This is a genomic window from Pseudomonas sp. Nvir (assembly GCF_963778085.1).
GTDB lineage: Bacteria > Pseudomonadota > Gammaproteobacteria > Pseudomonadales > Pseudomonadaceae > Aquipseudomonas > Aquipseudomonas juntendi.
The window spans coordinates 1-1,294 of the sequence record NZ_CAVZVN010000023.1 but is presented as its reverse complement, the minus strand read 5'-3'; the positions used below and the strand labels follow the sequence as shown (position 1 = coordinate 1,294).

General features: G+C 59.5%; 1 protein-coding gene. It reads right to left on the bottom strand.

The window, feature by feature from the left end:
* Positions 1–1,294, bottom strand: a 1,294-nt coding sequence (gene thiC / locus AACG97_RS00205; RefSeq protein ID WP_338463231.1) for a phosphomethylpyrimidine synthase ThiC, incomplete at both ends; no start/stop codon positions are given.

Below are 1,294 nucleotides of genomic sequence, written 5' to 3'. Positions count from 1 at the left end.
TTTCAGGTAGATTTCGCCGCCACGGGCGCGGAAGTGATGCGACATATCGGCCATGCCAGCTTCGATATTTTGCTTCGCGGCGTAGTCGCGGACTTCCTGGGTGATTTTCATCGAACAGAATTTCGGCCCGCACATGGAGCAGAAATGGGCGACCTTGCCGGATTCCTGCGGTAAGGTTTCATCGTGATAGGCTCGCGCAGTGAAGGGATCGAGCGCGAGGTTGAACTGGTCTTCCCAGCGGAATTCGAAACGTGCTTTGGACATCGCGTTATCGCGGATCTGCGCCCCGGGGTGGCCTTTCGCGAGGTCGGCGGCGTGGGCGGCGATTTTGTAGGTAATCAGCCCCTGTTTCACATCCTCTTTGTTGGGCAGGCCGAGATGCTCTTTTGGCGTGACGTAGCACAGCATCGCGCAGCCAAACCAGCCAATCATTGCCGCGCCGATACCGGAAGTGAAATGGTCGTAGCCCGGCGCGATGTCGGTGGTGAGCGGGCCTAAGGTATAGAACGGCGCTTCGTGGCAATGCTCCAGCTCTTCGGTCATATTGCGGCGGATCATCTGCATCGGCACGTGGCCGGGGCCTTCAATCATCACCTGTACGTCATACTCCCAGGCGATTTTCGTCAGTTCGCCCAGCGTATGCAGCTCGGAAAACTGCGCCTCGTCGTTGGCGTCCTGGATCGAGCCGGGGCGCAGGCCATCGCCGAGGGACAGCGAAACGTCATAGGCGGCGCAGATTTCACAGATTTCGCGGAAGTGCTGGTAGAGGAAGTTTTCCTGATGGTGCGACAGGCACCACTTGGCCATGATGGAACCACCGCGCGACACGATACCGGTCAGGCGCTTCGCGGTCATCGGCACGTAGCGCAGCAGTACGCCGGCGTGAATCGTGAAGTAGTCGACGCCCTGTTCGGCCTGTTCCAGCAGGGTATCGCGGAAGGCTTCCCAGGTCAGGTTCTCGGCAATGCCGTTGACCTTCTCCAGCGCCTGGTAAATCGGGACGGTACCAATCGGCACCGGGCTGTTGCGCAGGATCCACTCGCGGGTCTCGTGGATATAGCGGCCGGTGGAGAGGTCCATCACCGTGTCGGCGCCCCAGCGGGTTGACCAGACCAGTTTTTCCACCTCCTCTTCGATGGAGGAGGTTACCGCCGAGTTGCCGATATTGGCATTCACTTTCACCAGGAAATTGCGGCCGATAATCATCGGCTCAGATTCCGGGTGGTTGATGTTGGCGGGGATGATGGCGCGCCCGGCGGCAACTTCATCGCGGACGAACTCGGGGGTAATGTTT